This window comes from Streptomyces sp. NPDC048514, from assembly GCF_043199955.1.
In the GTDB taxonomy this organism is placed as follows: Bacteria; Actinomycetota; Actinomycetes; order Streptomycetales; family Streptomycetaceae; genus Streptomyces.
Map to the genome: position 1 here is coordinate 21,409 of NZ_JBICWT010000001.1, position 26,200 is coordinate 47,608.

The window sequence follows — 26,200 nt, forward strand, 5'->3', positions numbered from 1 at the left end:
ACCCGGCGGGTGCGCAGCAGGCGGCGGGTGGCCGGCCGGCCCATTCCGGCCGAGGGCCCTGCCGAGGGCCCTCCTCGACGCGACCGCAGCCGGGGCTCACAACCCCCGTGTGTCCATGCGCAGGTGCCAGGTGTTGCGCCGGTGGACGGACAGCAGCTGGGACTCCAGCGGCGACGGGGGGACCGCCAGGACCGGGCAGACGGCGTGGGCCAGGCAGTGCCGGGACACCCGGCCGGAGAAGGCCCGCTGGAGTCCGCGCCGACCGGCGCCCACCACCAGCAGGTCGTCCTCCCGGTCCGCGGTCGCCACGAGTGCCCGGCCCGGAGCGCCGCGGACGATGACCGGGTGCATCGGCACACCCGGGCCCGCCGTCGCGAAGATCTCGTCCAGCACCGCGGCCAGCCGCTGCTTGGCCAGGCGTTGCCACTCCCCGACCAGGAGATCGGCGGCGGGCGAGCGGCGCGCGGCGGGATCACCACCCGGTGGTTCCCACGCCAGCACCGGCCACAGCTCGGCCCTCAGCAGGCGGGCCAGCGCGGTGGCCCGCCGCAGGGCGCTGACGCTGCCCAGAGAACCACTCACACCGACCACCACACGAGCCGTCGCCGAGGCGTCGTGACCGGACATCACTTCCCCCGTTCCGTTCCGCACGGGTCGCATGGGCCGCACGGGTCGTACGGGTCGCGCGGGCGCCGACCGGGGACGGCCCCCGCGAGGGCACCTGCCGGCAGGCCCCTGCTTTCCTTCCATCCCACTCCTGTACCGGCGATCCGACCAGCCGGACGGGGGTCTCGACCCTCGCCGGTCATCGAGGAGGACGGCCCGTGACGCGTTTCCGTCTGGGACGGGCGAGGCAACCGGAGCCACGGAAGGCGCTGTGATGCCGACCGGCTACGGACGGTAGCCGGGTCATGACACGCGTCGGGGCCGGTGCGCACCGTACGTGTGCGGCCGGCCCCTCAGAATCCTTTGCGCCCGGTTCAGGCGGCGGTCATCACGTGCTCCGCACCCAGCGGGCGGTGCGGAGCGATGATCCGGCCGTCGGGCAGCAGCTCGCCGGTGTCCTCGAAGAGCAGGACGCCGTTGCACAGCAGGCTCCACCCCTGCTCCGGGTGGTGCGCCACGAGGCGGGCGGACTCCCGGTCGGCGGACTCTGCTGGCGGGCACGGTGGCTGGTGCTGGCACATGGGTGGGATCTTTCGCTGTGTCGTGGTCATGTCCGTCCCCCGTGGTGACAAGTCGGTCGGGACCCAGTGTTGCCCTCCGGACGGCATTCCGCAGGGATTTGGCAGCACCGCTCCTCACAGGTTGAGGACGCGTCACCCGCGCGGACGGTTCAGCCCAACTGCACGGTCCCTTCGGGTGGTTCACCGTGGCCGGAACGGGCTAGTCCGGGTGGCGGCACCCCGTGGACACGGCAGTGCCGCCGGGTGGCGGCACCCCGTGGACACGGCAGCACCCCGCATCCCTTCCGGGATGCGGGGTACGGGAGGCTTCCAGGGTTCAGGCGGGTGAGCCGAGCAGCGGGACGGGAGTCGCCCGATGGGTCAGGACCGGGAGCAACTCGGCCACCCGAAAGGGCCGGTGCGCCGATATTCCGGGTGGTGCCGGGGCCAGCGGCACCAGCAGATCGGTGGCGGCCGGATGACCGTCCGCGCCGTCGGCGGCGCAGTCGCCGTGCAGCCACAGGGTGAGCATGTACAGACCGGGAACGGACAGCAGTCGCGCCTGATAGGGCTGTTGCAGCGCCTCGGCCTGCTGCAGGGCGCGTTCGGTGGAGGTGACGTACGGGCCTTCGAAGAAGTGCGAGAAGGCCCAGCCGTCGGGGGTGAGCATGGTCTCCGCCGCGGCCACCGCCCGCTCGCCGCAGCGGATCAGAAAGCGCCAGCCGGCCAGTCGCGTCGCGGACAGGCCTTGGGCGGTGATCCGGTCCAGTACGTGGACGGGCAGCGGGAGTTCGGGGGTCGCCGGGCCCTGCGCGGCGCGCAGGGAGGGGGTGCGAGCCTCACGGACCGCGGTGGGGGAACCGAGGGCGGTGAGGACGGAGCGCAGGGCGGGCGCGGGGGCAGGGGGCACGTGCAGCGGCATGTGGGTCGCCTCTCATTCGACAGGCGCGGCGGCGCGAGGAGGGTGGGGCGGACGGCGCTGTCTGCTCACGGAAAGGCCGGAGGGGTTGTGGGCCCGGGTCGGTGACCAAAGGTGCGGCTCGGCCTGCCGCCCGTCATGGTGACGGCAGGAACGCGGCAGGAACCAGGACCGAGGGCGTCAACCTTCTGCCTTGTGGACGAAGTTTATATGACGCTTGTTCGGCCGTTGTTTCGTCTATCCGATTTCGGCGGTTCCCGCAAGGCGCTATTGGGCCGTCGATTTGCGGGAGTCATCCCGGTTTTCGCACCACCGGCCCGCCGCTGACCTGGCCTTACGCGCCGGTAACGGTCGGCCGAATGTCGTTGGCGTTTTTCACGAGGCGTTCGGGGCACTCGAAGGTGCACGTTGCGGCATGCCTCGTGAATGTGCCGCGGGGAACATTCGACAGACTAGCGGGCGCCGGGCCCGCGCGGGACGTTATCGATCGCTTCCGCTGGGCATCATCCCCCCTGACCGGGAGCCCGGCGGCCGGATCGCCGGCCCGCCCATCCGATGGAGGGACACTTCGATGGGGGAGAAGGTCGTGGCAGGGCAGTTCGACCTGTCCGATCGCCAGCGCTACCGTGAAAAGCTCCAGAAGTGCCTGACGGGACTGGAGCGACTCCTGGTCGAGAAGCGATTCGACCGCGCCAAGAACCTCATGGGCGTGGAGATCGAATTGAATCTCGCGGGCGCGGACGGCATGCCGAAAATGCTGAACGGGCAGGTGCTGGAGCGCATCGCGAGCCGTGATTTCCAAACAGAACTCGCCATGTTCAACCTGGAAGTGAACATCGCCCCACACCGGTTGGGCGGCCGGGTGTTCGACCGGCTGGCCGAGGAACTGCGCACCTCGCTGGCGTACGCGGACCGCAAGGCCGGCGAGGTGGACGCGGGAATCGTCATGATCGGGATCCTGCCCACGCTCGACCGGGACGACCTGGTCTCGTCCAACCTCTCCGAGGTGGACCGCTACACCCTGCTGAACGACCAGATCGTGGCCGCGCGCGGGGAGGACTTCCGGCTGGACATCGAGGGCGTGGAGCACCTGACCTGCACCTCCAAGTCGATCGTGCCGGAGGCCGCGTGCACTTCCGTACAGCTGCATCTCCAGGTCACGCCGGCCCGGTTCGCGGACGTGTGGAACGCGGCGCAGGCGGCGTCCGCCGCGCAGATCGCCGTGGGCGCCAACTCACCGTTCCTCTTCGGTCACGAACTGTGGCGCGAGTCCCGTCCGCCGCTGTTCCTGCAGTCCACCGACACCCGGCCGCCTGAGCTCCAGGCGCAGGGGGTGCGGCCGCGTACCTGGTTCGGGGAACGGTGGATCTCCTCCGCCCAGGATCTGTTCGAGGAGAACCTGCGCTACTTCCCGGCGCTCCTGCCCCTCTGTGACGACGAGGAGCCGCTGGAGGTCCTGGACGCCGGCGGCACGCCCAAGCTCGCCGAACTCGTCCTGCACAACGGCACGATCTACCGATGGAACCGGCCGGTGTACGGCATCGCCGACGGCGTCCCGCATCTCAGGGTGGAGAACCGGGTGCTGCCCGCCGGGCCGACCATCATCGACGTGATCGCCAACGCGGCCTTCTACTACGGGCTGGTGCGTGCCCTCGCCGAGGACTCCCGCCCGGTGTGGACCCGGCTGCCCTTCGCCGCGGCCGAGGCCAACTTCGACGCGGCATGCCGGTACGGGATCGACGCGCGCTTCGTGTGGCCCCGGCGCGGACGCTACGGCGGCACGGGCGAGGTCGACGCGGTGACCCTGGTGCGCGACGAACTGCTGCCGCTGGCCTCGGCCGGGCTGGACGCGTGGGGTGTCGAGGCCGCCGACCGCGACCTCTACCTGGGCGTGATCGAGGAGCGCTGCCGGCGGCGGGTCAACGGCGCGTCCTGGCAGGCGGCCACCTTCCACCGGGCGCTGGAGCAGGGCCTGACCCGCGAGGCGGCCCTGGCGGCCACGACCCGGCGGTACGCCGAGTTGATGCATGTGGGGGAGCCGGTCCATACCTGGCCGGTGGGCCTGCCGGAGCCGGCGTCCCTGGGCTGAGCGCCGGCTGGCGTCTCTGGGCTGAGCGCCGAGCCGACGTCCCTGGGCTGAGCGCCGGCTGGCGTCCTCAGGCTGAGAGGGCCGAGCCGGCGTTCTCGGGCTGAGGGGCCGAGCCGGCGTTCTCGGGCTGAGGGGCCGAGCCGGTGCTCCTGGGCCGGGGGCGCCGTGGCCGGCGCTCCTCGCCGAGAGGCCTGCCGGACGAGGACCGGGGCGGTGGCTGAGGGCCGGGATGGTCCTTCTGCGATCCTTGCCGGGCGAAGGCGGGCCGTGGGCCCGTGAGCCGGCTGGAGGCAGGGGTGCAGGTGGAGGCTGACTCGGTGGGCGAATCCGTGGCCGTGGAGCGTGATCCGCGACGCGTCCTGCGGGACGAGACGCTGCTCGTCCTCGGGCTCTCGCTGGGCGCGAGCGGGGTCTCCGCGCTGATCAGCTTCATCGGCTCGGTCACCAAGCCCGGCGGCCTGAAGGACCAGGCGGCCACCCTCAACGCCTCGGCCGCACCCGGCCGCCCGTGGCTCGACCTGGCCTGGCAGCTCTTCGGCATCGCCTCCGCGCTGGTTCCCGTGGCCCTCGTCGCCCACCTGCTGCTGCGCGAGGGCCGGAGCATGCGCACCCTGGGCTTCGACCGCAGCCGCCCCTGGCCCGACCTGGGCCGTGGCGCCGGGGTCGCGGCCGTGATCGGCAGCACCGGCATCGCCTTCTACCTCGCCGCCCGCGGCCTCGGCTTCAACCTCACGGTCGTCCCCGAGGCGCTGCCGGACGTGTGGTGGAAGTTCCCGGTGCTGATCCTGTCCGCCCTGCAGAACGCGATCCTCGAAGAGGTCATCGTCGTCGGCTATCTGCTGCGCAGGCTCGGCCAGTTGGGCTGGACACCGGGGACCGCGCTGGTGGCCAGCGCGGTCCTGCGCGGCTCGTACCACCTCTACCAGGGCATCGGCGGCTTCCTCGGCAACATGGTCATGGGCGTGGTGTTCGTCCTGCTCTACCGCCGCTGGGGCCGGGTCGGCCCGCTGGTCGTCGCGCACTCGCTGCTCGACATCGGCGCGTTCGTCGGCTACGCCCTGCTGGCGGGCAAGGTGGACTGGCTGCCGACGGCCTGAGGGCCCGCAGGCGGCCCCTTCCGGCGGCGCCTTCCGCGACCACCGGTGCGGCGGTCAGGCGTGCAGTTCGCCCTCGATGACCGTCGCCGCCCGGCCGGTGAGCAGGGTGCGCTCTCCGCGGAGACCGGTGTGCACCAGGCCGGTGCGGCGTGAGGCCTGGAGGCCGGTGAGGCCGTCGCGGCCGAGGCGGGCGGACCAGTGCGGGGCGAGCGCGGTGTGGGCGCTGCCGGTGACCGGATCCTCGTCGATGCCGACGTTCGGGAAGAAGCAGCGGGAGACGAAGTCGTAGCCGCGAGCCGGGTCCTCGGCACGGGCCGTGGCGATGATGCCGCGTGAGGAGTAGGCGCCGAGGGCCTTGTGGTCGGGGGAGAGGCCGAGGACGGTCTTCTCGTCGGCCAGCTCCACCAGCAGGTCGCCGACGTTCGGGCCGGTGTCGAAGACCGCGGCCGGCTGCGCGCCCAGCGCCTCGGCGACCCCCGCCGGCACCTCGACCGGGGTGAGCGGGGCGGTCGGGAAGTCGAGGGTGATCGAACCGTCCGCGGCGGGCGTGGCGATGAGCACGCCGCTGCGGGTGGCGAACCGCACCGGACCCTCATGGGCGCCGGTGGTGTGCAGGACATGGGCCGTGGCGAGCGTGGCGTGCCCGCACATCGCGACCTCGGCGACGGGCGTGAACCAGCGCAGCGCCCAGTCCGCCTCGCCGTCGGCGGGCAGCCGGTGCGCGAACGCCGTCTCGGCGTGGTTGACCTCCATGGCGACGTTCTGGAGCCAGTCGTCGTCCGGGAAGGCGTCGTCCAGGAGCAGGACGCCTGCGGGGTTGCCGGCGAAGGGGCGGTCGGTGAAAGCGTCCACGATTCGAATGCGCATGGCGCCGACGCTAACGGTCCGGACGGCTCCCCGCCCAAGGCCAATTCACGATTACCGGACCTGGTTTTCGTCCCTCGCCGCCTGTGCAGCCGCCGTTGCCGCACATGGTCGTCGCGGGCTCTTGATCCATCCGGCTTCTTCAAGCCGGTGGCCTGGCGCCAGTGCCGGAAAGCGATCGACCGCCGCAAGGACGGCTGGACCCGGCGCTGGTGCTCGCGCAAGGGCTCCCGGTCGCCCCGAGGCCGGCCTGAGCAGCCAAACCCGAGGCCGGCCTGAGCAGCCGAAGAAGGCCTAGATGATCATTCCGAGGGGTACCTGCGGAGGGTGTGGCGTGGGCGGTCAGGCGTCGGGGTCGACTTCGGGGTGCGTGAACCGCACGGGCTTGCCCAGCGACCGGGCGTAGGCGATTTCGGCTCGGGTGCTGTCTCCGACGTAGTCGCCGACTACGAGCACCTCGTCGGCGAGCCGGATCTTCGCCCGGTGCAGATCGTCGAGTCGAACCTTCAGCGCCTCGGCCTCGGCAGGATCGGACCAGAGTTCGTGCGGCGACTTCATGTCGCAACCCGGCTTGACGACGATCCTTCCGGCTGTGGTCTCCCGTAGATCGGCCTCGGTCATCTCGGTCATGAAACGGGTGGAGCCGCAGATCACGACGATACGCGGGAGACTCAGCTGCTTCTTCGCTTCGGCGAGTTTCTCCTCGGGGGTGAGCGGTTGCGGGTGTGACACTGGTTCCTCCTGGTGGTGTGGTGCAAGGGGTGCCGGCGGAGACGCAGACGAGGGTGTCCAGGATCGTCTTATGGCGAACGACGCGAACACCCTCGCGACAGCGCGTCAGGGAACGACCGACGACATGCTGAGAGGGCGTCCCGACCTGGCGCCACGCGCCCGCCGGTCGGCGTCACGTCCCGCCTGAGCGATGCCGAACTGGTCACCCCCGCCACGATGCGGGCCATACTCGGCTCCTGCTCGCCGCCTACGGCTGGCGCCGGCATGATCGCCCGGGTCAGGTCCCCAGGTCCTCCGTCACGGGCAGGCACTCGGAGAGCAGGTCGACGACGTCGCGCCAGGCTCGCTGCGCGTGCTGTGGGTGGTAGCCGACGCCGGGGACCACGGGGTGGTCGACCGGCGGGTGGTGGAAGGCGTGCAGGGCGCCGCCATAGACCGCGAGGCGCCAGTCGACGCCCGCGGCCTGCATCTCGGCGGTGAACGCGTTTCGTTGCGCGGGCGGCATGATCGGGTCTTCCGATCCGACCCCGGCCCACACCGGGCAGCGGATGCGCGCCGCCTCACCCGGTCGGCCCGTGGTCAGCGCGTTGACCGTCCCGATCGCGCGCAGGTTGACGCCGTCGCGCCCGAGTTCCAGCGCGATGGCGCCCCCGGTGCCGTAGCCGACGGCGGCGATCCGGTCGGGGTCGGTCCGGGGCTCGGCGCGCAACTCGTCGAGTGCCGCGTGGCCGATGCCCCGCATCCGGTCGGGATCGGCGAGCAGTGGCATGCAACGGGCCAGCATCTCCTCGGGGTCACCCAGATAGCGCCCGCCGTGCAGGTCGAAGGCCAGCGCTACGTATCCCAGCTCGGCGAGAGCATCGGCCCGGCGGCGCTCGACGTCGCTGAGCCCCATGCCCTCTGGTCCGAGCAGCACCGCGGGCCGGCGGTCGACACCGGCCGGGAGCGCGAGGTGCCCGATCATCGTCAAACCGTCGGCCGGGTACTCGACCGTACGCGTCGTAATCGTCGTCATGAGACTGGAATGTAGTGATCGTCGAGCCCGGTCCGGCCGCTGTTCTGCCGCTGGCAGAACAGCGTGGGTGTCCGTCTGAAGTACGGGACGGGCCCGGCGCTCAGGGGAATGGCGGTAGCCGGTTCGTCGATGGTCTTGCCCGGCAGAACGACCCGCCGCCGACGAACGGCTCGGCAGGCCGGCTCGGCAGAGCGACAGCCCCGCGGCGGTCACCCTTTTCTGGCACAGACGGCCAAGTGGTCACTCTTCGCTGACACGAACCAGCCTTGATCAACCTTGCCCGGCGATCGGCCAGGACTCCCTGTCACGGGTCGACCGCGCACTTGACGGGAAAGGCTTGTCATGCGATCGGTTCCGATATATCGTTGAGCCATCGCGAACGATACGCGATGCATACGTGACAGATCAACTGCGGAATGGAGTGATCGCGATGCGTACCCACGGTTTCGAGCGTGGACATCGGCACGAGGGCCATGGACGGCGCGGCATGGGCGGTTTCGAAAGCCGCCGGGCCGCGTTCGGGCCCTTCGGTCCGGGTGGTCCGGGTGGTCCGGGTTTCGGTCCCGGTGGCCCGGGTTTCGGTCCGGGCGGTCCCGGGTTCGGTCCCGGGCCCTGGGGGCCCCGAGGGCGTGGCGGCCCGAGGGGGCGGGCGCGGCGCGGCGACGTACGGGCCTCGATCCTGGCCCTGCTCACAGAGCGGCCCATGCACGGCTACGAGATGATCCAGGAGATCGCCGAACGCAGCGGGGGAGCGTGGCGGCCCAGCCCCGGCTCGGTCTATCCCACGCTCCAGATGCTGGAGGACGAGGGCCTGATCGCCAGCGAGAGCGAGGGCGGCAAGAAGCTCTTCACTCTCACCGAGAGTGGCCGCAGTGCCGCCGAGGAAGGTCCGGACGCTCCCTGGGAGGAGGCCTCGCGCGGGGTCGACTGGGAGGCGCTCCACGAGATCCGGCAGGCCGGCGCCGGACTGATGGAGGCCTTCGGCCAGGTCTGGAAGGCCGGCAGCAAGGAGCAGCGGGAGAAGGCGCTCGCCGTCATCAACGACGCCCGCAAGAAGCTGTACCTCATCCTCGCCGACGAGGCCTGAGACCGGACGGGCGTCTCGTACGGCGTCCGAGGCGCCCCGTGCAGCATCGTGCGGGGTGCCCTGCCGGGCCCCGGTGTCGTGCGGCATCCGTGCGGGGCGCCTGCCGGGTCGGCCGCGCGCGTCGTTCGCGCGGGGCGCCTGCCGGGTCGGCCCCGTGCGTCGTTCGCGCGGGGCGCCTGCCGGGTCGGCCCCGTGCGTCGTTCGCGCGGGGCGCCTTCATGCGTACGGTTCAGGCCACCAGGCCGGCCAGCTTGCGCAGCGACTCGTTCAGGGCCGCCGTCGCCGAGTCCCTGAGCTTGCCCGCCATCAGCGACACCGCGGCCCCGGTGAACTCGCCGTCGATGCGGACGATGGTGGCGTCCCCGTCGGGGGTGAGCGTGTAGCGGGTCGCGACGGTCACCGCCATCGGGCCCTTGCCGCTAATGGCCAGGACCCGGGCCGGTTCCAGTTCCTCGATGGTCCAGTCCACCTCCGCCGGGAACCCCATCAGCTTCATGTTCTCGCGGAAGGTCCCGCCCACGGCCAGGGTCTCGGGACCGCCCTGGGGAAAGCTGGTGTGGGTCGCGTTCCACTCCCCGTGCGACGACCAGTCGGTGAGCCGGCCCCACACCTTCTCGGCCGGCGCCTGGATGCGTGCCTGCGCGCTGACTTCGGCCATGCGACCACCCCTTCGGATCGGGCGTAGCGGGCTACGGTGTCGCGGAACGTAGCCGCAGGGGCGCGAACATTCAATACTGATGAGTCGTCAGAAACCCGCGGAACGTGCGTGTGACGTGCGGCGGCGGTGCGGGTGGTGGAGGCGGGGCGCATGGCAAGGCGGCGCGCGTCATCGGCGGGGGATCGGCCGGATCTCCTCCCCGAGGATGAGATTCCGGAGGGCCGCGTCCACTCTCCGTGGGACGCGAAGATGGTTCCGCTCGTGGATGACCCGGTCCGAAGTGGCTGATGAGGTAGGGGATGTGCAACCCCGTACCTACCGCCGGACCGCCCCCGACGCGGCGACCGCGCACATGGACGACGATGCCGGGCTCGGTGCCGAGCTGGCAGCGGTGGTCGCCGGTGCCCGCCGCCGGACCGTCCGGGACGGGGACCGGCAGACAGACACAGCCCATCTGCTCCACTCGCTTCTCGAACACGACCCCGAGGTGCGCGCCGCCGTCGGTGGCCCCGCCCAGCTCACGCGGCTGCTCGGGTATCTCGTGCAGCGCAGCATCGGGTACGGACTGCGCTGGCAGACGAGTGTCGAGGCCTCCGGCGAACCGGCCCTCGTACCGGACCTCGTACCGGCTCCCGGCACGCCGGCGACATCCGGCACTCCCGTCGGCGTTTCCGCCGGTCCCTCGGCGCCCCCGGCCGCACCCGCCGCTCGCCGCGGCGACGGACGGGGCGGCGGAGACCCCCGGGACCGGCAGGACCGGCCGGACCGGCGGGATCGGCCGGACCCCCGGGACCGGCAGGACCGGCGGGACGGCGGGGGATGGTCGCCGGTCGCGGCGGCCGCACTCGTGGAGGCGCGCGAGCGGGCCCGGCGGCGGGGCGCGAGCGGCGTCACCGGCACCGACCTGCTCGCCGCACTCCTCACGGACCCGCAGTCCCGCGCCGTCGAGGTTTTCCGGCGCGCCGGCGTTCCGGCCCACGACCTGCCCGCCCGGCTCGAGGCCGGCGCGGGCGAGTACGCCGGAGACGGCGCCACCTGCTGACGCATCGGCCGTCCACCAGCTGAGACAGGTGTCAAGAAGGATGACGCTCCTGTCGCCGCCTGCCATCATGTGCCGGTGCGTACGTCAGAGATCGGTCACGGCAGCCGCGGCAAGGGCATGGGGCTCGGCCTCGCGCTCGTCTCGGCGCTGGCCTTCGGCGGGTCCGGAGTGGCCGCCAAGCCGTTGATCGAGGCGGGACTGGACCCGCTGCACGTGGTGTGGCTGCGAGTGGCCGGTGCCGCGGTGGTCATGCTGCCGCTCGCGGTGAAGCACCGCGCCCTGCCGCGCCGCCGTCCCGCCCTGCTCGCCGGGTTCGGGCTGCTCGCGGTCGCCGGTGTGCAGGCCTGCTACTTCGCCGCGCTCTCCCGTATCCCGGTGGGTGTGGCCCTGCTCGTCGAGTACCTGGCGCCCGCCCTGGTGCTCGGCTGGGTGCGGTTCGTGCAGCGGCGGCCCGTGACCCGCGCCGCCGCGCTCGGCGTGGTGCTCGCGGCGGGCGGACTCGCCTGCGTGGTGGAGGTGTGGTCGGGGCTGAGCTTCGACGCACTGGGGCTCCTGCTCGCGCTCGGTGCCGCCTGCTGCCAGGTCGGCTACTTCGTCCTGTCCGACCCGGGCGCCGGCGCGGGTGACGAGACCCCGGACCCGCTCGGCGTGATCGCCTACGGACTGCTCGTCGGTGCCGCCGTGCTCACGGTCGTCGCCCGCCCCTGGACCATGGACTGGTCGGTGCTGGCCGGATCCGCCCACCTGAAGGGCACCGCCGTGCCGGCCGTCGCCCTGCTGGCCTGGATCGTGCTGATCGCGACGGTGGTCGCGTACATCACCGGTGTGCTGTCCGTGCGGCGGCTGTCCCCGCAGGTGGCGGGCGTGGTCGCCTGCCTGGAGGCGGTGATCGCGACCGTGCTGGCCTGGGTGCTGCTCGGCGAGCGTCTGTCGGTGCCGCAGGTCGCCGGCGGCGCGGTCGTCCTCGTCGGCGCGTTCATCGCCCAGTCCTCGGCCCCCGCCAAGGGAACTCCGGAGCCGGTCGCCTCGGGCGGGGCGGAACGCGAGTTGTCCGCCCGCGGTACTGCGGCATAGGGTTTCGCTCATGCCGTCGAACGCACTCGTCCTCCCGCCTCCGGCCGCCTGAGGCGGGCCTCCGGAACCCCTGCCCCGCGCACACGCGCCGGGCCGGACGGTGCTGCCCGCAGACGAAGTCCGCGCGCCCCGCAGTTGCGGGTCGCCCTCGAACTTCCGCACCTCGAGTGCGTTTCTGCGGAGAGAATCCCTTGTCGAACGTCGTTTCCGGCCTGCCCGTCGGGCGTGGCCTGCTCTACCTGATCATCACCGGTGCCGCCTGGGGCACCGCCGGGGCCGCCGCCTCGCTGGTCTACCGGACCAGTGACATGGGCGCCTTCGGCCTGTCCTTCTGGCGCTGCGCGCTCGGACTCCTCCTGCTGCTGGCCGGCCGCGGGGTCCGCCCGCGCGTCCGCCCGGCCGCGTCCCGGCCCGTCGGGCGCCGGATCTCCCGGGCGGTGGCCACCGGCCTCGCCCTCGCCGTGTTCCAGACCGCGTACTTCGCGGCCGTGCAGTCGACCGGGCTGGCGGTGGCCACCGTCGTCACCCTGGGGGCGGGCCCCGTCCTCCTCGCGCTCGGCGCCCGGCTGCTGCTCGGGGAGCGACTCGGCGCCGGCGGTCTCGTCGCGGTCGCCGGTGCGCTCGCCGGGCTGGCCGTGCTGACCTTCGGCGGCTCGGCCGCGACCGTCCGTCCGGCGGGTGTGCTCCTGGCGCTGACCTCGGCGGCGGGCTACGGCGCCATGACGCTGCTCACCCGCTGGTGGGGACGGGACGGCGGCGCCGACGCCTCGGACACGACCGTGGGGGCCTTCGCGGTGACCGGGCTGTGCCTGCTGCCGTTCGCGCTGCACGAGGGGCTGCTCCCGCACACCGCCCATCCGGCGCGGCTGCTGTGGCTCCTGCTGTACGTCGCCGCCGTTCCCACGGCCCTCGCGTACGCGCTCTACTTCGCCGGAGCGGCCGTCGTACGGTCCGCCACCGTCTCCGTGATCATGCTGCTGGAGCCGGTGACCGCGGCGGTGCTCGCCGTCGCCCTCCTCGGCGAGCGGCTCACGGCGGCCACGACGGCCGGCACACTGCTGCTGCTCGGCGCGGTCGCGGGCCTCGCCGTCAGCGAGACCCGCGGCGCCGCCCGGCGGCAGCCGGCCCCTGTGTGACCGGCCGGCGGCGCGGCCGGCCCTCGTGCGACCGCCGGCCGCGTCGCGCTGCGGACGCCCTCGTACGACGGTCCCGGCCGCGTCGCGCTACGGACGGCCCTCGTGCGACCGTCCCGCCGCGTCGCGCTACCGCGTCGCCAGATAGCACGGCAGCTCGATGCCGGGCGCCAGGTCGGCGTTGGCGACGGGGGCGTCGTATCCCTTGCGGAGCGGGACGACCCCGGCCCAGTGCGGCAGGGACAGGTCCTCCGGCTCGTCGTTCGCGCCGCCCGTGCGGATCTTGGCCGAGACCTCGTCCAGGTCCAGACGGATCACCGCGGTGGCGGCCAGCTCCTTCTTGTTCGCGGGCCGGGAGTCGGCGGCCCGGCCCGGTACGACGTGGTCCACCAGCGCGTCCAGGGCCAGCCGCCGCTCCTCGGGGTCGGTGACCTCGTGCGCGACGCCGTGCACCACGACCGAGCGGTAGTTCATCGAGTGGTGGAAGGCCGAGCGGGCCAGCACCAGTCCGTCCACGTGGGTGACCGTCAGGCACACCGGCAGGCCGGGGTCGGCCTGGCCGGTCATCCGCAGCGGGCGCGAACCGGTGGACCCGTGGACGTAGAGCCGGTCGCCGACCCGGCCGTACAGCGTCGGCAGCACCACCGGGGCACCGTCTCGGACGAAGCCGAGGTGGCAGACGTACCCCTCGTCGAGTATCGCGTGCACCACCTCCCTGTCGTACGACGCCTGCTCCGCGGAGCGCGTGGGTACGGTGCGGGCGGTCGGCGTGTAGGCGGCGGCTCCCGCCTCCTCTGTCGTGACCTGCATGAAGGTTCCTCCGGTGCGTTCCTCTTGGACTTCGGATTGCACTAGTGCATAATTGCCTTTGTGCTAGGAGAATATCGGATCGAAGGGCGTGGCGCAGCAGAGATCGCGGCCGGTGTCGAGCGCGCGGTCGGTGCGGGCGAGCTGGTGCCGGGGCAACCGCTGCCGCCCATGCGCGAGTTGGCGGCCCGGCTGGGCGTGAACCCGAACACGGTGGCGGCCGCCTATCGCATCCTGCGGGAGCGCGGGGTGATCGAGACGGCCGGCCGCCGGGGCAGCCGGGTCCGTCCCAAGCCGGCCACCACCGGCCGGGAGGAACTGCGGGTGGAGGTCCCCGCCGGCGGCCGCGACCTGTCCACCGGCAACCCCGACCCGGCCCTGCTGCCCGCCTTGGCCCCGGCCCTCACCGCCGCGGCGGAGCAGGGGGACCGGCAGCCCGTCCGCTACGGCGACGACCCCGTCGACCCGGACCTGGTCCGCGTCGCGCGCGCCGAACTCGACGCCGACGGGGTCCCGGAGGGCCCGGTGACCGTGACGTCCGGCTCGCTCGACGCCATCGAACGCGTCCTCGCCGCGCATCTGAAACCGGGCGACGCGGTCGCTCTGGAGGACCCGGGCTGGGGCAGCACGCTCGACCTGGTCCCCGCCCTGGGGCTGCGCACGGTCCCCGTCGGCGTGGACGACGACGGGCCGCTCGTGGACGACCTGCGCCGGGCCCTGGAATCCGGGGCCCGCGCCCTGATCGTCACCGGCCGCGCGCAGAACCCGACCGGAGCCGCGGTGACGGCCACGCGCGCCCGTGCCCTGCGCGCGGTGCTCCGGGACCACCCGCAGACCCTGCTCATCGAGGACGACCACGGCCACGGCATCGTCGATCTGCCGCTGCACCCGCTGGTGGGCGTCACCCGGCACTGGGCCTTCGTCCGCTCCGCCGCCAAGGCCTACGGCCCCGATCTGCGGCTCGCGGTCCTCGCCGGGGACTGCGTCACCGTGGACCGGGTGCGCGGCCGCCAGCGTCTGGGGCCGGGCTGGGTGAGCCGGCTGCTGCAGCGCGCGGTGGTCCGCCTGTGGACGCAGGGCGCGGTGGACCGGGCGGTGGTGGCGCGGTCGTACGGCGCGCGCCGGGACGCTCTGGTCGCCGCCCTGGCCGAGCGGGGGGTCGCCGCCCACGGGCGCAGCGGGATGAACGTGTGGATCCCGGTGCCGGACGAGACCGGCGCGGTGGCCCGCCTGCTGCAGTCCGGGTGGGCGGTGGCGCCGGGCGCCCGCTTCCGCCTCGCCTCGGCCCCCGGCATCCGCATCACGGTCTCGGAACTGACGGCCCAGGACATCGGCCCGCTGGCACGGGCGGTGGCGGAGGCGGTACGGCCCTCACCGGCGCGCGTCTACGGCTAGGCGCACCCACTACGCCCCTCCCCGCCGACCGCGTCCCCTCGCCGGCCCCACCGCCTCGCCACGCGCGCCCTGCGTGTGCCGGCGACCGCAGGCGGCCCGCCACACGCGCCCTCTCGCCAGGCGCGCGCGGCGAGAGGGCCCTCTCCTCGCCACGCGCCGTTCTCGGCTAGGCGCCCTTCCGCCGTACCTGCGTGAGCGCGGCCCCCGCCAGGACGACGACCGCCCCCACCGGGGTGGTCCACCGAAGCGACTCGCCGAGGATCGCCACACCCGCGGCCGTGGCGATGACCGGAATGAAGTACGTGACCATCTGCGCGGTCGTGGGCCCGACCTCGGCGACCAGCCCGTACTGGAGCAGCACGGCCAGGCCCGTCCCGAGGGCGCCCAGCGCGGCGATCGCCAGCAGCGGCACGGCCGCGAAACGGTCGGGAACGCCGGTGAACAGCGGCGTCACGATCGCGAGCTGGACCGTCGCCAGGAGCAACTGCCCACCGGTCATCGACAGGTGCGAGTTGCCCGTGCCGGCCAGGGTCCGCCGGACGTAGATCCAGCCCACCGGATAGCTCAGCGAGGCGAGCAGGGCCATCGCCGTCCCGGTCGCGTCCAGCCCGTGGAAGCCCTGCCAGGCCCCCAGCACGGTCAGCACTCCGAGGAAGCCCAGGCCGAGCCCGGCCACGCGGACCCTGGTCGGGCGGTCCTCGGAGAGGGCGACCAGCGACAGGGCCATCCCCCACAGCGGCGACGTGGCGTTGCAGATGCCCGCCAGGGTGGACGGGATCGTCAGCTCCGAGTAGGCGAAGAGGGAGAACGGCAGGGCGTTCAGGAAGAAGGCCGCCACCGCCATGCGACCCCACAGGCGGGCACCGCGCGGCAGGCGTTCCCGCTTCACCGCCATCGCCGCCACCAGCACCGCCGTACCGAACACCAGCCGCCCGAGAGTGACCTGGAAGGGGGCGTACCCCTCGGTGCCCACCTTGATCAGCAGGAAGCTGAAGCCCCAGATCAGGGACAGGGCGCCGAAGCGCAGCCGCCAGTCGAGACGGGCGCCAGGAAGGGCCGGTGCGGGGGACTGGGCGCGTGGTGCGGTGACCGTGCTCATGACGTCAACGATGCTGGACGCAACCTCGTAGCACAATCGAGATTTCCCATCCGGTACCTCTTAGAATCGCTTATATGTTGAACCTGGAGCGCCTGCGTACCCTGGACGCCCTCGCCCGGCACGGCTCGGTCAGTGCCGCGGCCGACGCGCTGCACGTCACGACCTCCGCGGTCTCCCAGCAGCTGGCCAAGCTGGAGCGCGAGATCGGCCAGCGGCTCCTCGCCAAGAACGGCCGCGGTGTCCGGCTCACGGACGCCGGCCGGCTGCTGTCCGAGCACGCGTCGCGCATCCTGTCGCAGGTCGAGCTGGCGCAGTCCGACCTGGAGGCACACCGTGGCCAGGTCGTCGGCGAGCTGCGGCTGTCGGCCTTCCCGACCGCCGCCCGGGGGCTCTTCCCCGCGGCCCTCGGCGCCCTGCGCGCCGAGCACCCCGGCCTGCGCGTGCGCTCGAGCGAGCTGGAACCGGAGCAGGGCATCGCGGGTGTCGTCCGCGGCGACCTCGACGTCGCCGTGGTCCTGGACTGGTACAACAAGCCGATGCCCGTCCCCGACGGTCTGGTCAAGGCGCCCCTGCTGGACGACCCGGCCGACGTCGCCCTGCCCGCCGGGCACCGGCTGGCGGACCGGGACGAGGTGGACCTCACCGAGTTCGCTGAGGACGAGTGGATCACCTGGGGGGAGGGCGAGTTCTGCCATGAGTGGCTGATGTTCACCCTGCGGTCCAAGGGCATCGAGCCGATCGTCGGCCACCGGGCCGGCGAGTCCCACACCCAACTCGGTCTCGTCGAGGCCGGGCTGGGCGTGTGCATCGCGCCGCTGCTGGGCCGCAACCCGGTGCCCGAGGGCGTCGTCCTGGTGCCGCTCAGGCAGCGGGTCCGCCGCCACGTGTACGCCGTCTGGCGGGCGGACGCCGACCGCCGCCCCTCGATCCGCGCGGCGGTCGAGGCCCTGCGCGCGACGGCCCGGCGAATCGGCTGATCCCGTCCCGCTGCGGCCCGGCGAATCGGCTGACCCCGTCCCGCTGCGGCCCGGCGTATGGGCTGGCCCCGTCCCGCTGCGGCCCGGCGTATGGGCTGACCCCGTCCCGCTGCGGCCCGGCGAATCGGCTGACCCGTCCCGATGCGGCCCGGCGTATGGGCTGACCGCTCCCGCCGCGGCCCGGCGACGGGACGCCCCTTCCCGTTTCCCTCGTCCGGAACGCCCGCGAGCCTGCCTACGCCCCGCCCAGCTTCCGGAAGTCCCAGGAGACGATCTTGTCCGGCGACAGGCGTGCCCAGGCGTGCCGGCCGTCGTGCGGCATCTCGTCCAGGCCGAAGTTCTTGCGGGCGAACAGCGTCTCGGCCGTGTCGAGTTCCGCGCACAGCTCTCCGGTGCGCGGCACCTCGCCCACGAACTCCACCCGTCCCGACAGCTCGACCCCGCGCAGCTGGTCGTACTCCTCGCCCGAATCGACCACGACCGCCACCCGCGGATCGCGGCACAACTGCGTCCAGCGCCTGCTGCGCACCACCGAGTACAGCCACAGCGAGGCGCCGTCCCAGGCGAACCACAGCGCGCTCACATGCGGTGTGCCGTCCGCGGAGACGGTCGCGACCCGGCAGGTGCGCTGGGCGGTGAGAAACTCGTCCAGCTCGCCCGGTGTCATCATGATCTTCCGGCCCCGGCGTTGCTGAGTGACGGTCATGCGGCCCCCTCTTCTCCCACGTCGTGCCAGAGAACTTGCCAGTGTCGATGATCCTCTGACATCACGTCAGAAAAGGGAATGGCCCGTCTTCCGCTCGCACCCCGATGTGGTTACTCTCACCCGGCCCGGACCTAGGCGAAAGGGTGCCTGATGCCGTCGCACGAACAGCTGCGCGACCTGCTCGACCCGGCGCACACCGTGCTGCTCACCGTGGAGTGCCAGCAGGGTGTCGTCGGCCCGGCCGGCGCCCTGCCCGAGCTCGCCCGCGAGGCGCGGTCCTCCGGCGCCCTGCACCGGGTGGCCCGGCTGGTGGCCGCCGCCCACGAGACCGGCGTGCAGGTGATCCACGCGATCGCCGAACGCCGGCCGGACGGCCGGGGCGCCAACCGCAACGCCCGCCTGTTCCGGGCCGCAGAACGGCTCCCCGTGCAACAGCTGAGCGGTAGCACCGCGGTCCGTGTCGCACCCCCGATCGAGGTCACCGAGGCGGACTTCGTCGTGCGGCGGCTGCACGGGCTGTCTCCGATCCACGGCACCGACGTCGACCCCCTGCTGCGCAACCTCGGCTGCCGCACCCTGATCGTCGCCGGTGTCTCGGCCAACGTGGCCGTCCCCAACGCGGTCTTCGACGCGGTGAACCTCGGCTACACCGCCGTCGTCCCGGCCGACGCGATCGCGGGGGTGCCCGCCGACTACACGCCGGCGATGATCCGCAACACCCTCGCCCTGGTCGCCACGGTCACGACCACCGACGAGGTGCTCGGCTGCCTGGCGCGGCCGCGCCGGCGTGCCTGAGCCGGCTCAGGCGAGCTTGATCTCCTCGCCGGAGACGGTGATCTTCGCCGCGGGCAGCGGCTGGGTCGCCGGGCCCCGCTTCACACTGCCGTCCTCGGCGGAGAAGTGGCTGTTGTGGCACGGGCAGACGATCACGCCGTCCGCCACGCTGCCCACCGCGCACCCCTGATGGGTGCACTTGGACGAGAACGCCTTGTACGTGCCCGCCACCGGCTGCGTGACCACCACGCCCTGGTCCTTGAAGATCTTGCCGCCGCCCTCCGGGATGTCCGAGGTCCTGGCCAGTGCCGGCCCGCCGGCCCCGGCGCCCGTGCTGCCTGACGAGTCGTCGCCCGAGCCGCAGGCGGTCAGCGCGGCGGCGAGCCCCGCCGCTCCGGCCGCCGCCATGACGGTACGGCGGGCCGGTCCGGTGGGGGCGCCGCCCTCCTCGGGCGGGGCCGAGAACCTGGGGGAGGGCTGGAGCGGCGCGCTGGTCATGTGACGATTCCCTTCCGCGGAGCTTGCGTGATCCGTCCAGGGGTACGGTCCCCGGGCACCGCCTGTTCAGCCGCGCACCCGGATCCTCGCCGCCGGGGGCCGGGACGACGCGGGCCGAGGCTGTGCCCCGGTCGTCCGCCGGCGCGTGTACGCCCCCAGTAACCTGGGGCGATGCTCAAGGAAGTCACCGCCACCCGTTACATCACGCCCTTGCGCGAGGGTGGCTCGCTGCCGGGACTCGTCGAGGCCGACGACTTCGGGACCTACGTCATGAAGTTCACCGGTGCCGGACAGGGCCGCAAGACACTGGTGGCCGAGGTGGTGTGCGGCGAACTCGCCCGGCGCCTCGGACTGCGCATGCCCCGGCTGGTCACCGTCGTGCTCGACCCCGTCCTCGGGCTCGGCGAGCCCGAACAGCAGGTACAGGACCTGCTGCGGTCCAGCGGCGGCACCAACCTCGGCATGGACTTCCTCTCCGGCGCCCTCGGCTACGACCCGCTGGCCTTCCCGGTGAGCCCGGAGGAGGCCGGCAGGATCGTCTGGTTCGACGCGCTGATCAACAACGTCGACCGGTCCTGGCGCAACCCCAACCTCCTCGTGCACCGGGGCGAACTGTGGCTCATCGACCACGGCGCCACGATGATCTGGCATCACAACTGGCCCTCCGCCGAAGCCTCGGCGGCCCGCCCCTACGACGCCTCGGACCACGCCCTCGCCCCCTTCGCCCCGGACGTCGCGGCAGCGGCGGCCGAGCTGGCGCCGCGGGTCACCGCCGACCTCCTCGCCGAGGTCACCGCAGAGATCCCCGACGTCTGGCTCACCGACGAGCCCGGCTTCGACACCCCGGACGACCTGCGCCGGGCCTACGCCGAACCGCTGCTCGCGCGGGCGGCCGTCATCGCCGGGCGCGTCACCGGCATCGGTTCGGAGGAGGGCAAGTGAGCGAGCGGCACATCCACATGGCCGGCCATGTGACCGAGAGGCACATCACCCGGGCCGGTCAGGGCGGCGACCGGGACGTGTTCGAGTACGCGCTGCTGCGGGTCGTACCGCGCGTGGAACGCGGCGAGTGCATCAACGCGGGTGTGATCGTCTACTCCCGCGCCCGCGCCTACGTCGGCGCCCGTACCCACCTGGACGAGGCCCGGCTGCTCGCGCTGGACCCGAGGGCCGACGTGACCGGTGTCCGCGCCGCGCTCGCGGCCGTGGAGCAGGTGTGCGCGGGCGGCGACGGTGCCGGACAGGCGGCGGGGGACGACGCCGGGCGGCGGTTCCGCTGGCTGATCGCGCCCCGCTCCACCGTCGTGCAGCCCGGTCCGGTGCACACCGGCCTGACCGCCGACCCGGCCGCCGAGGCGGAGCGGTTGCTGGACCTCCTGGTGAGGTAATGGATCACACCGGCCGGATGTGCCGTTGACACCGGGTGCCAGGGCTTCTAGCGTCACGGGTGCTGAAGGTACTAAGCGGTCGCTCACCGCATCTGGGGTCCTCGCCGAGGACCCCGTCAGGTTCTCTCGAGGGCGAGGAGAAGCAGCACATGTCCACCACTGAACAGCGGGTCGCGGTAGTCACCGGCGCGGCGCGCGGCATCGGCGCCGCCACTGCCGTACGGCTGGCCGCCGAGGGTCGTGCCGTCGCCGTGATCGATCTCGACGAGGCCGCCTGCAAGGACACCGTCGAGAAGATCGTCGCGGCCGGCGGCAAGGCGATCGCGGTCGGCGCCGACGTCTCCGACGAGGCGCAGGTCGAGGCCGCCGTCGCCCGGATCGCGGCGGAGCTGGGCGCCCCGACGATCCTCGTCAACAACGCGGGCGTGCTGCGCGACAACCTGCTGTTCAAGATGAGCGTCTCCGACTGGGACACCGTCCTGAACGTGCACCTGCGCGGCTCCTTCCTGATGACCAAGGCCGTCCAGAAGCACATGGTGGACGCGGGCTTCGGCCGGGTCGTCAACCTCTCCTCCTCGTCGGCGCTCGGCAACCGCGGCCAGGCCAACTACTCCGCCGCCAAGGCCGGTCTCCAGGGGTTCACCAAGACCCTCGCCATCGAACTGGGCAAGTTCGGCATCACCGCCAACGCCGTCGCCCCCGGCTTCATCGCCACCGAGATGACCAAGGCCACCGCGGACCGCGTCGGCATGGGCTTCGACGACTTCAAGCAGGCCGCCGCCACCCAGATCCCGGTGCAGCGCGTCGGCGAGCCCGAGGACATCGCCAACGCGATCGCCTTCTTCACCGGCGAGGCCGCCGGCTTCGTCTCCGGCCAGGTGCTGTACGTCGCCGGCGGACCGCTCGACTAGCGACTCCGGCAAACGCAGAGGAACACGGACATGACTGAACTCCCGGAGCTTTCCGGCAAGGTCGCCCTCGTCACCGGCGGCAGCCGGGGCATCGGCCACGGCGTCGCCGAGGCGCTCGTCGCCCGGGGCGACCGCGTGTGCATCACCGGCCGCAACGAGGACGCCCTGAAGGAGGCCGTCGACAGGCTCGGCGCCGAGCGGGTCATCGGCGTCGCCGGCAAGGCGCACGACCTGGACCATCAGAGCGAGGCCGTCGAGCGCACCATGGAGGCCTTCGGCCGCGTCGACTACCTGGTCAACAACGCCGGCACCAACCCGGTCTTCGGACCCATCGCCGACCTCGACCTGGACGTCGCCCGCAAGGTCTTCGAGACCAACGTGATCTCCGCGCTCGGCTTCGCCCAGAAGACCTGGCACGCCTGGCAGAAGGACAACGGGGGCGCGATCGTCAACATCGCCTCGATCGCGGGTCTCGCGCCCTCGCCGTTCATCGGCGCCTACGGCGTCAGCAAGGCGGCGATGATCAACCTGACCCAGCAGCTGGCGCACGAGTTCGCGCCCAGGGTGCGGGTCAACGCGATCGCCCCGGCCGTCGTGAAGACCAAGTTCGCGCAGGCCCTGTACGAGGGACGCGAGGAGGAGGCGGCCGCCGGCTACCCGCTGGCCAGGCTCGGCGTACCCTCCGACATCGGTGGCGCCGCCGCCTTCCTCACCTCGGAGCAGTCCGACTGGGTCACCGGTCAGACGCTCGTGGTGGACGGCGGGCTCTTCCTCAACGCCGGCGTGAGCTGAGGCCCGGCAACTCTTCCGGGCGCCGATAATCGGACGGATCGGCGCCCGGAAGGCCCTGCGGACTCCGCACACCGGAATGACAACGTCGTCAATGCCCGGACGATCAAGAAGGGCCGTATCGGGGGAGGTTCACGGCTCCGGACGCTGCGGTATGGTCTGCCGACCCTTGGTATGGCAGATCGAGGAGCGTGCGCGTGTTCAACCGGAACCGATTCCTGCGGAGAGTCGCGGCGATCGCGTCCATATCCCTGGTGGCCGGGTGCAGCCTGCTGTCGGACGGCGATGCCGACAGCCAGGGGCCGATCGTCGTCGGGACCACCAGCGCGCCCAGCACGCTGGATCCGGCCGGTGCCTGGGACGGCTCCTGGGAGCTGTACCGGAACATCTTCCAGACGCTCCTCGCCTACCCCAACGGTGCCACCACCCCCCAGCCGGACGCGGCCGAGAGCTGCTCCTTCACCGACTCCAGCAGCCGGACCTACCGCTGCAAGCTGCGCGCGGGCATGAAGTTCGCCGACGGCGACCCGCTGAACGCCGGGGCCGTCAAGCACTCCATCGACCGCATCCGCAGGATCGACGCCCCCAGCGGCCCCGCCGGACTGCTCGGCAGCCTGGACCGGGTGCAGGCGCTCGGCGACCGCGAGGTGGTCTTCCACCTCAACCAGCCCGACGCGACCTTCCCGTTCGTGCTGGCCACTCCGGCCATGTCGATCGTCGACCCGGACGACTACCCCGCGGCCTCCCTGCGCAAGGGCACCGACGTGCACGGCTCCGGACCGTACAAGCTCCAGTCGTACGAGGAGGACAAGCAGGCCGTCCTGGTCGGCAACGGGAACTACAAGGGCTTCGCCGAGCGGCAGAACGACCAGGTGACCATCCGCTACTTCCAGGACTCGTCCAGCATGGTCAAGGCGCTCCGGGACAAGCAGATCGACGTCACCTACCGCGGTCTCGGTGCCGACGACATCCTCGCCCTGCAGCAGCACGGCACCAATGACCTGCAACTGGTCGACGGTGCGGGCACCGACATCAGCTACCTGGTGTTCAACCCCAAGGACCCCTGGGCGAAGCAGCCCGCCGTACGCAAGGCCGTCGCCCAGATCGTCGACCGGGGCGCCATCGCTCACAAGGTCTACAAGGACACCGTCGACCCGCTCTACTCGATGGTCCCCAAGGGCCTGACCGGGCACGCCACCGGCTTCTTCGACGACTACGGCGACCCGAGCGTGGCCAAGGCCCGCAAGGTGCTCGCCGAAGCGGGGATCACCCGGCCGGTCCCGCTCACCTTCTGGTACACCACCGACCGCTACGGCTCCGAGACGGCGCTGATGTTCCGGGAGCTGAAGCGGCAGCTGGAGGACTCGGGCCTGTTCAGCATCACCCTCAAGAGCCGTCCCTGGAAGACCTATGTGGTCGGCTACCAGAAGGGCGAGTACCCGGTGTTCGGCCGCGGCTGGTTCCCGGACTTCCCGGACGCGGACAACTTCATCGCGCCGTTCGTCGGCGAGCACAACGCGCTCGGTACGCCGTACCCGGCCAAGGAGATCACCGGCAGGCTGCTGCCCCACTCGCGCGCGGAGAGCGACCGCGCCGAGACCGTCAGGGACGTGGAGCAGGCCCAGCAGATCATGGTGAACGACGCCCGGCTGATCCCGCTGTGGCAGGGCCGGCAGTTCGTGGCGGCCAGCGACGACGTCTCCGGCGGCGAGCAGGCCCTCGACCCCTCGACGATCATGATGATGTGGATGCTGCACCGCAAGACCAGCTGGTGAACGGCCCTCGCGGCACCGGTTGTCAGTGGTCGCCTGTAGGTTCTTGAGCCTGGAAGTGACCGCACGCCGTGGTCGACAGACATCGTGAGGACGTTGACGTGACCGACATCGCCATGCTGCCCGAGTCCTGGCGCGGGGTTCTGGGTGACGAGCTGCAGCAGCCCTACTTCAAGGAGCTGACCGAGTTCGTCGAGGAGGAGCGGGCGAAGGGGCCGGTCTATCCGCCGCGCGAGGAGGTCTTCGCGGCACTGGACGCGACGCCCTACGAGAAGGTCAAGGTCCTCGTCCTCGGCCAGGATCCCTATCACGGCGAGGGCCAGGGCCACGGCCTGTGCTTCTCGGTCCGCCCCGGTGTGAAGACCCCGCCCTCGCTCCGGAACATCTACAAGGAGATGCAGCAGGAACTGGGCCTGCCGATCCCGGACAACGGCTATCTGATGCCCTGGGCCGAGCAGGGCGTGCTGCTGCTCAACGCGGTGCTCACGGTGCGGTCCGGCGAGGCCAACTCGCACAAGGGCAAGGGCTGGGAGAGGTTCACGGACGCGGTGATCCGCGCGGTGGCCTCCCGGCCCGACCCGGCGGTCTTCGTCCTGTGGGGCAACTACGCGCAGAAGAAGCTGCCGCTGATCGACGAGACCCGGCACGTGGTGGTCAAGGGAGCGCACCCCTCCCCGCTGTCGGCGAAGCGGTTCTTCGGCTCGCACCCCTTCACCCAGATCAACGAGGCGATCGCCCTGCAGGGCCACGAGCCCGTCGACTGGCGCATCCCGAACCTGGGCTGACCCGCCGTCTGCGGCCTCGGCGCCGTGCCGTGCGGGGCCGCCTGAGCGGGAATCCCGACGCCGCCGGTTAGCGTCGGGAGCAGACAGCTGACGACGGCTCGGAGGACGCGGTGGCGGAGCGACAGGAACAGGCGGCGCCGGACGCCGTGCTCACGCGGATCGGCCAGGTCGTCATCCTGCTCCACGGCGGCGACCGTGAGGAGGCCCGCAGCCGTTTCCTCGACCTGTGGGCGGAGATCGGCCAGAACGGCGACCCGCTGCACCGCTGCACCCTGGCCCACTACCTGGCCGACACGCAAGACGATCCGGCGGACGAACTCGCCTGGGATCTGCGGGCGTTGTCGGCGGCCGAGGAACTGGCGGACGGCCGCGGCGGCGACCCGCCGAGCATCCGCGGCTTCCTGCCGTCCCTGCACCTGAACCTGGCCGCCGACTATGTGAAGCTGGGCCGCGCCGAGGTCGCCCGCGGGCATCTGCGCCGGGCCCGCACCGCCGCGGGCGACCTGTCGGACGACGAGTACGGCAACGGCGTCCGGGCCGCGATCAGCCGGCTGGAGCTGCGGCTCGGCGAGGAGGGCGCGCCGGGCGGCGACGTCTGGGGGCCGCCCAGGCAGCGGCCGAGCTAGGCGCGGCGGACCGCAGGCGTCAGTGCCCGTACGCCTGCCGGCAGATCACCGCCTCGGGACTGTCACCGCGCCAGCCGCCGTACTGCCTGCCCAGAGCGCAGACGTCGGGGGGCTTCGGGACCGGCCGCGGCGCCTCGGGCACGTGGATGTGCGGGCGCCGCGGCGGGTGCGGATGCGCCCGGGCCGGGGCGGGAGCCGCCGGGGCGGGCGGCGGCCGGTGGCCGGCCGCGGATGCGGCCGCGGGCCGGCGGGAGGCCGGCGGCCCGGCGCGCTGCGGACGCCGGGACGGCCCGACCATCTCCAGCGCCTCGCGGGCCGGTGCCTGCACGGCCCGGGGCCGCGCGCTGCCGTCCGGCGGGGGCGCCGTCGGCTGTGAGGCCGCCGTGTCCGCCGGGAGGGCGGGCGTCGCGGGGCCGTCGACCCGCATACAGCCGGAGAGGGCCGAGACGGCCACGGTGACCAGGAGCGCTGCGGTGGTGGTCGATCGATGCACCCGCGCAACTCTGCTCGCTCGGTCCCCGGCTCGGCAGCAGGGAACGGAGGTTGTCGCCCCCGCATGGGTGATCTCGAGCCCCGCACGGGGGATTTCGCAGGAGCGAGGCTGACGCGGCGCGCTGCGCCCCCGCCGGTTCACCGGCCCGGCGCATGCCCACCCGCGGTTTCCGGGGCCCGACGCGGATCTCCTGCGGACCGGGTACCTGCCCGCCGGACACTCCGTCCGGTTCGCCCGGATCGGCGCGACCCGCAGCCGTCGAGGCCGTGCGCAACGCCGCGATCGCCGCCCTGCCGACGGCCGG

At 72.6% G+C, this 26,200-nt stretch carries 28 protein-coding genes; 16 read left to right on the forward strand and 12 right to left on the reverse strand.

The features are described 5' to 3' along the window. Positions 1 to 96: 96 nt before the first annotated feature. From ACGFT2_RS00100 to ACGFT2_RS00110, 3 genes are all read right to left on the reverse strand, one after another. Entirely contained in the window at positions 97 to 627 is a 531-nt protein-coding gene (locus tag ACGFT2_RS00100) for a universal stress protein (RefSeq protein WP_393271834.1), read from the reverse strand. A 353-nt stretch (positions 628 to 980) separates the two neighbouring features. Next, the gene (locus ACGFT2_RS00105; RefSeq protein ID WP_067045924.1) at positions 981 to 1,187 is read right to left on the reverse strand and encodes a DUF5999 family protein; all 207 of its coding nucleotides are present in this window, start codon (positions 1,185 to 1,187) and stop codon (positions 981 to 983) included. A 316-nt stretch (positions 1,188 to 1,503) separates the two neighbouring features. Continuing rightward, positions 1,504 to 2,088, reverse strand: coding sequence for a hypothetical protein (locus tag ACGFT2_RS00110; RefSeq protein ID WP_393271836.1), 585 nt, complete (start codon positions 2,086 to 2,088; stop codon positions 1,504 to 1,506). A 568-nt stretch (positions 2,089 to 2,656) separates the two neighbouring features. On the opposite strand from ACGFT2_RS00110, the gene ACGFT2_RS00115 reads away from it, so the two are divergent. Together ACGFT2_RS00115 and ACGFT2_RS00120 are read left to right on the forward strand one after the other, a co-directional pair. After that, entirely contained in the window at positions 2,657 to 4,174 is a 1,518-nt protein-coding gene (locus ACGFT2_RS00115; protein WP_393271838.1) for a glutamate--cysteine ligase, read from the forward strand. Positions 4,175 to 4,470: 296 nt separating this feature from the next. Beyond that, positions 4,471 to 5,271, forward strand: coding sequence for a CPBP family intramembrane glutamic endopeptidase (locus ACGFT2_RS00120; RefSeq protein ID WP_393272884.1), 801 nt, complete (start codon positions 4,471 to 4,473; stop codon positions 5,269 to 5,271). 54 nt (positions 5,272 to 5,325) lie between these two features. Here the strand turns inward: ACGFT2_RS00120 and ACGFT2_RS00125 are convergent, their stop codons facing one another. From ACGFT2_RS00125 to ACGFT2_RS00135, 3 genes are all read right to left on the reverse strand, one after another. Then, positions 5,326 to 6,138, reverse strand: coding sequence for a PhzF family phenazine biosynthesis protein (locus ACGFT2_RS00125; RefSeq protein ID WP_393271840.1), 813 nt, complete (start codon positions 6,136 to 6,138; stop codon positions 5,326 to 5,328). 339 nt (positions 6,139 to 6,477) lie between these two features. Continuing rightward, the gene (locus ACGFT2_RS00130) at positions 6,478 to 6,867 is read right to left on the reverse strand and encodes a hypothetical protein (protein ID WP_393271841.1); all 390 of its coding nucleotides are present in this window, start codon (positions 6,865 to 6,867) and stop codon (positions 6,478 to 6,480) included. 277 nt (positions 6,868 to 7,144) lie between these two features. Next, complete coding sequence (locus tag ACGFT2_RS00135) at positions 7,145 to 7,882, reverse strand: dienelactone hydrolase family protein (protein WP_393271843.1); 738 nt, start codon at positions 7,880 to 7,882, stop codon at positions 7,145 to 7,147. A gap of 430 nt (positions 7,883 to 8,312) precedes the next feature. On the opposite strand from ACGFT2_RS00135, the gene ACGFT2_RS00140 reads away from it, so the two are divergent. After that, a complete protein-coding gene (locus tag ACGFT2_RS00140; RefSeq protein WP_393271846.1) occupies positions 8,313 to 8,969 on the forward strand; it encodes a PadR family transcriptional regulator in 657 nt (218 codons plus the stop codon). Positions 8,970 to 9,198: 229 nt separating this feature from the next. On the opposite strand, the gene ACGFT2_RS00145 is transcribed toward ACGFT2_RS00140, so the two are convergent. After that, positions 9,199 to 9,627 carry an SRPBCC family protein gene (locus tag ACGFT2_RS00145; protein WP_393271848.1) on the reverse strand — a complete coding sequence of 143 codons (429 nt, stop codon included), beginning with the start codon at positions 9,625 to 9,627 and terminating at the stop codon, positions 9,199 to 9,201. 301 nt (positions 9,628 to 9,928) lie between these two features. On the opposite strand from ACGFT2_RS00145, the gene ACGFT2_RS00150 reads away from it, so the two are divergent. The 3 genes from ACGFT2_RS00150 (at position 9,929) to ACGFT2_RS00160 (ending at position 12,879) form a co-directional block, all read left to right on the forward strand. After that, positions 9,929 to 10,669: a Clp protease N-terminal domain-containing protein gene (locus tag ACGFT2_RS00150; protein WP_393271849.1), complete on the forward strand. Its 741-nt coding sequence runs from the start codon at positions 9,929 to 9,931 to the stop codon at positions 10,667 to 10,669. Positions 10,670 to 10,738: 69 nt separating this feature from the next. After that, entirely contained in the window at positions 10,739 to 11,743 is a 1,005-nt protein-coding gene (locus ACGFT2_RS00155; protein ID WP_393271851.1) for a DMT family transporter, read from the forward strand. Positions 11,744 to 11,934: 191 nt separating this feature from the next. Further along, positions 11,935 to 12,879, forward strand: coding sequence for a DMT family transporter (locus tag ACGFT2_RS00160; protein ID WP_393271853.1), 945 nt, complete (start codon positions 11,935 to 11,937; stop codon positions 12,877 to 12,879). A gap of 126 nt (positions 12,880 to 13,005) precedes the next feature. Here the strand turns inward: ACGFT2_RS00160 and ACGFT2_RS00165 are convergent, their stop codons facing one another. Continuing rightward, complete coding sequence (locus ACGFT2_RS00165) at positions 13,006 to 13,686, reverse strand: pyridoxamine 5'-phosphate oxidase family protein (RefSeq protein ID WP_393271855.1); 681 nt, start codon at positions 13,684 to 13,686, stop codon at positions 13,006 to 13,008. Between the two features lie 60 nt (positions 13,687 to 13,746). Between ACGFT2_RS00165 and ACGFT2_RS00170 the strand changes: the two genes are divergently transcribed. Next, complete coding sequence (locus ACGFT2_RS00170) at positions 13,747 to 15,078, forward strand: aminotransferase class I/II-fold pyridoxal phosphate-dependent enzyme (RefSeq protein WP_393271856.1); 1,332 nt, start codon at positions 13,747 to 13,749, stop codon at positions 15,076 to 15,078. Positions 15,079 to 15,244: 166 nt separating this feature from the next. Here ACGFT2_RS00170 and ACGFT2_RS00175 read toward each other — a convergent pair whose 3' ends face one another. Beyond that, positions 15,245 to 16,177: a DMT family transporter gene (locus tag ACGFT2_RS00175; RefSeq protein ID WP_393271857.1), complete on the reverse strand. Its 933-nt coding sequence runs from the start codon at positions 16,175 to 16,177 to the stop codon at positions 15,245 to 15,247. Positions 16,178 to 16,251: 74 nt separating this feature from the next. Between ACGFT2_RS00175 and ACGFT2_RS00180 the strand changes: the two genes are divergently transcribed. Further along, positions 16,252 to 17,154 carry a LysR family transcriptional regulator gene (locus ACGFT2_RS00180; RefSeq protein WP_393271858.1) on the forward strand — a complete coding sequence of 301 codons (903 nt, stop codon included), beginning with the start codon at positions 16,252 to 16,254 and terminating at the stop codon, positions 17,152 to 17,154. A gap of 235 nt (positions 17,155 to 17,389) precedes the next feature. Here the strand turns inward: ACGFT2_RS00180 and ACGFT2_RS00185 are convergent, their stop codons facing one another. After that, entirely contained in the window at positions 17,390 to 17,860 is a 471-nt protein-coding gene (locus ACGFT2_RS00185; RefSeq protein ID WP_393271860.1) for a pyridoxamine 5'-phosphate oxidase family protein, read from the reverse strand. Positions 17,861 to 18,010: 150 nt separating this feature from the next. Here ACGFT2_RS00185 and ACGFT2_RS00190 point away from each other — a divergent pair, with 150 nt between their 5' ends. Further along, positions 18,011 to 18,655: a cysteine hydrolase gene (locus tag ACGFT2_RS00190; RefSeq protein WP_393271861.1), complete on the forward strand. Its 645-nt coding sequence runs from the start codon at positions 18,011 to 18,013 to the stop codon at positions 18,653 to 18,655. A 6-nt stretch (positions 18,656 to 18,661) separates the two neighbouring features. Here the strand turns inward: ACGFT2_RS00190 and ACGFT2_RS00195 are convergent, their stop codons facing one another. After that, positions 18,662 to 19,132, reverse strand: coding sequence for a Rieske (2Fe-2S) protein (locus ACGFT2_RS00195; protein WP_393271863.1), 471 nt, complete (start codon positions 19,130 to 19,132; stop codon positions 18,662 to 18,664). A 171-nt stretch (positions 19,133 to 19,303) separates the two neighbouring features. On the opposite strand from ACGFT2_RS00195, the gene ACGFT2_RS00200 reads away from it, so the two are divergent. From ACGFT2_RS00200 to ACGFT2_RS00230, 7 genes are all read left to right on the forward strand, one after another. Beyond that, complete coding sequence (locus ACGFT2_RS00200; protein ID WP_393271865.1) at positions 19,304 to 20,074, forward strand: HipA family kinase; 771 nt, start codon at positions 19,304 to 19,306, stop codon at positions 20,072 to 20,074. Between the two features lie 17 nt (positions 20,075 to 20,091). Next, on the forward strand, positions 20,092 to 20,520 hold the full coding sequence (locus tag ACGFT2_RS00205) for a DUF3037 domain-containing protein (protein ID WP_393272886.1): 429 nt from the start codon (positions 20,092 to 20,094) through the stop codon (positions 20,518 to 20,520). A gap of 149 nt (positions 20,521 to 20,669) precedes the next feature. After that, a complete protein-coding gene (gene fabG / locus ACGFT2_RS00210) occupies positions 20,670 to 21,431 on the forward strand; it encodes a 3-oxoacyl-ACP reductase FabG (protein ID WP_393271867.1) in 762 nt (253 codons plus the stop codon). A gap of 30 nt (positions 21,432 to 21,461) precedes the next feature. Next, positions 21,462 to 22,223, forward strand: coding sequence for an SDR family oxidoreductase (locus ACGFT2_RS00215; RefSeq protein WP_393271869.1), 762 nt, complete (start codon positions 21,462 to 21,464; stop codon positions 22,221 to 22,223). A 194-nt stretch (positions 22,224 to 22,417) separates the two neighbouring features. Next, positions 22,418 to 23,995, forward strand: a complete 1,578-nt coding sequence (locus tag ACGFT2_RS00220; protein ID WP_393271871.1) for an ABC transporter substrate-binding protein — start codon at positions 22,418 to 22,420, stop codon at positions 23,993 to 23,995. Positions 23,996 to 24,093: 98 nt separating this feature from the next. Next, positions 24,094 to 24,777: a uracil-DNA glycosylase gene (gene ung / locus ACGFT2_RS00225; RefSeq protein ID WP_393271873.1), complete on the forward strand. Its 684-nt coding sequence runs from the start codon at positions 24,094 to 24,096 to the stop codon at positions 24,775 to 24,777. A 110-nt stretch (positions 24,778 to 24,887) separates the two neighbouring features. Continuing rightward, complete coding sequence (locus tag ACGFT2_RS00230; protein WP_393271875.1) at positions 24,888 to 25,403, forward strand: hypothetical protein; 516 nt, start codon at positions 24,888 to 24,890, stop codon at positions 25,401 to 25,403. A gap of 19 nt (positions 25,404 to 25,422) precedes the next feature. Here ACGFT2_RS00230 and ACGFT2_RS00235 read toward each other — a convergent pair whose 3' ends face one another. Beyond that, the gene (locus ACGFT2_RS00235) at positions 25,423 to 25,896 is read right to left on the reverse strand and encodes a hypothetical protein (protein ID WP_393271877.1); all 474 of its coding nucleotides are present in this window, start codon (positions 25,894 to 25,896) and stop codon (positions 25,423 to 25,425) included. Between the last annotated feature and the right edge of the window lie 304 nt (positions 25,897 to 26,200).

What these genes read in the sequence shown, in the direction of transcription:
- ACGFT2_RS00185 (WP_393271860.1), bottom strand. Translation starts at nt 17,860, where the DNA reads ATGACCGTCACTCAGCAACGCCGGGGCCGGAAGATCATGATGACACCG.
- ACGFT2_RS00165 (WP_393271855.1), bottom strand. Translation starts at nt 13,686, where the DNA reads ATGCAGGTCACGACAGAGGAGGCGGGAGCCGCCGCCTACACGCCGACC.
- ACGFT2_RS00135 (WP_393271843.1), bottom strand. Translation starts at nt 7,882, where the DNA reads ATGACGACGATTACGACGCGTACGGTCGAGTACCCGGCCGACGGTTTG.
- ACGFT2_RS00100 (WP_393271834.1), bottom strand. Translation starts at nt 627, where the DNA reads ATGTCCGGTCACGACGCCTCGGCGACGGCTCGTGTGGTGGTCGGTGTG.
- ACGFT2_RS00205 (WP_393272886.1), top strand. Translation starts at nt 20,092, where the DNA reads ATGGCCGGCCATGTGACCGAGAGGCACATCACCCGGGCCGGTCAGGGC.
- ACGFT2_RS00115 (WP_393271838.1), top strand. Translation starts at nt 2,657, where the DNA reads ATGGGGGAGAAGGTCGTGGCAGGGCAGTTCGACCTGTCCGATCGCCAG.
- ACGFT2_RS00125 (WP_393271840.1), bottom strand. Translation starts at nt 6,138, where the DNA reads ATGCGCATTCGAATCGTGGACGCTTTCACCGACCGCCCCTTCGCCGGC.
- ACGFT2_RS00180 (WP_393271858.1), top strand. Translation starts at nt 16,252, where the DNA reads ATGTTGAACCTGGAGCGCCTGCGTACCCTGGACGCCCTCGCCCGGCAC.
- fabG (WP_393271867.1), top strand. Translation starts at nt 20,670, where the DNA reads ATGTCCACCACTGAACAGCGGGTCGCGGTAGTCACCGGCGCGGCGCGC.
- ACGFT2_RS00140 (WP_393271846.1), top strand. Translation starts at nt 8,313, where the DNA reads ATGCGTACCCACGGTTTCGAGCGTGGACATCGGCACGAGGGCCATGGA.
- ACGFT2_RS00190 (WP_393271861.1), top strand. Translation starts at nt 18,011, where the DNA reads ATGCCGTCGCACGAACAGCTGCGCGACCTGCTCGACCCGGCGCACACC.
- ACGFT2_RS00145 (WP_393271848.1), bottom strand. Translation starts at nt 9,627, where the DNA reads ATGGCCGAAGTCAGCGCGCAGGCACGCATCCAGGCGCCGGCCGAGAAG.
- ACGFT2_RS00195 (WP_393271863.1), bottom strand. Translation starts at nt 19,132, where the DNA reads ATGACCAGCGCGCCGCTCCAGCCCTCCCCCAGGTTCTCGGCCCCGCCC.
- ACGFT2_RS00110 (WP_393271836.1), bottom strand. Translation starts at nt 2,088, where the DNA reads ATGCCGCTGCACGTGCCCCCTGCCCCCGCGCCCGCCCTGCGCTCCGTC.
- ACGFT2_RS00175 (WP_393271857.1), bottom strand. Translation starts at nt 16,177, where the DNA reads ATGAGCACGGTCACCGCACCACGCGCCCAGTCCCCCGCACCGGCCCTT.
- ACGFT2_RS00215 (WP_393271869.1), top strand. Translation starts at nt 21,462, where the DNA reads ATGACTGAACTCCCGGAGCTTTCCGGCAAGGTCGCCCTCGTCACCGGC.
- ACGFT2_RS00200 (WP_393271865.1), top strand. Translation starts at nt 19,304, where the DNA reads ATGCTCAAGGAAGTCACCGCCACCCGTTACATCACGCCCTTGCGCGAG.
- ACGFT2_RS00105 (WP_067045924.1), bottom strand. Translation starts at nt 1,187, where the DNA reads ATGTGCCAGCACCAGCCACCGTGCCCGCCAGCAGAGTCCGCCGACCGG.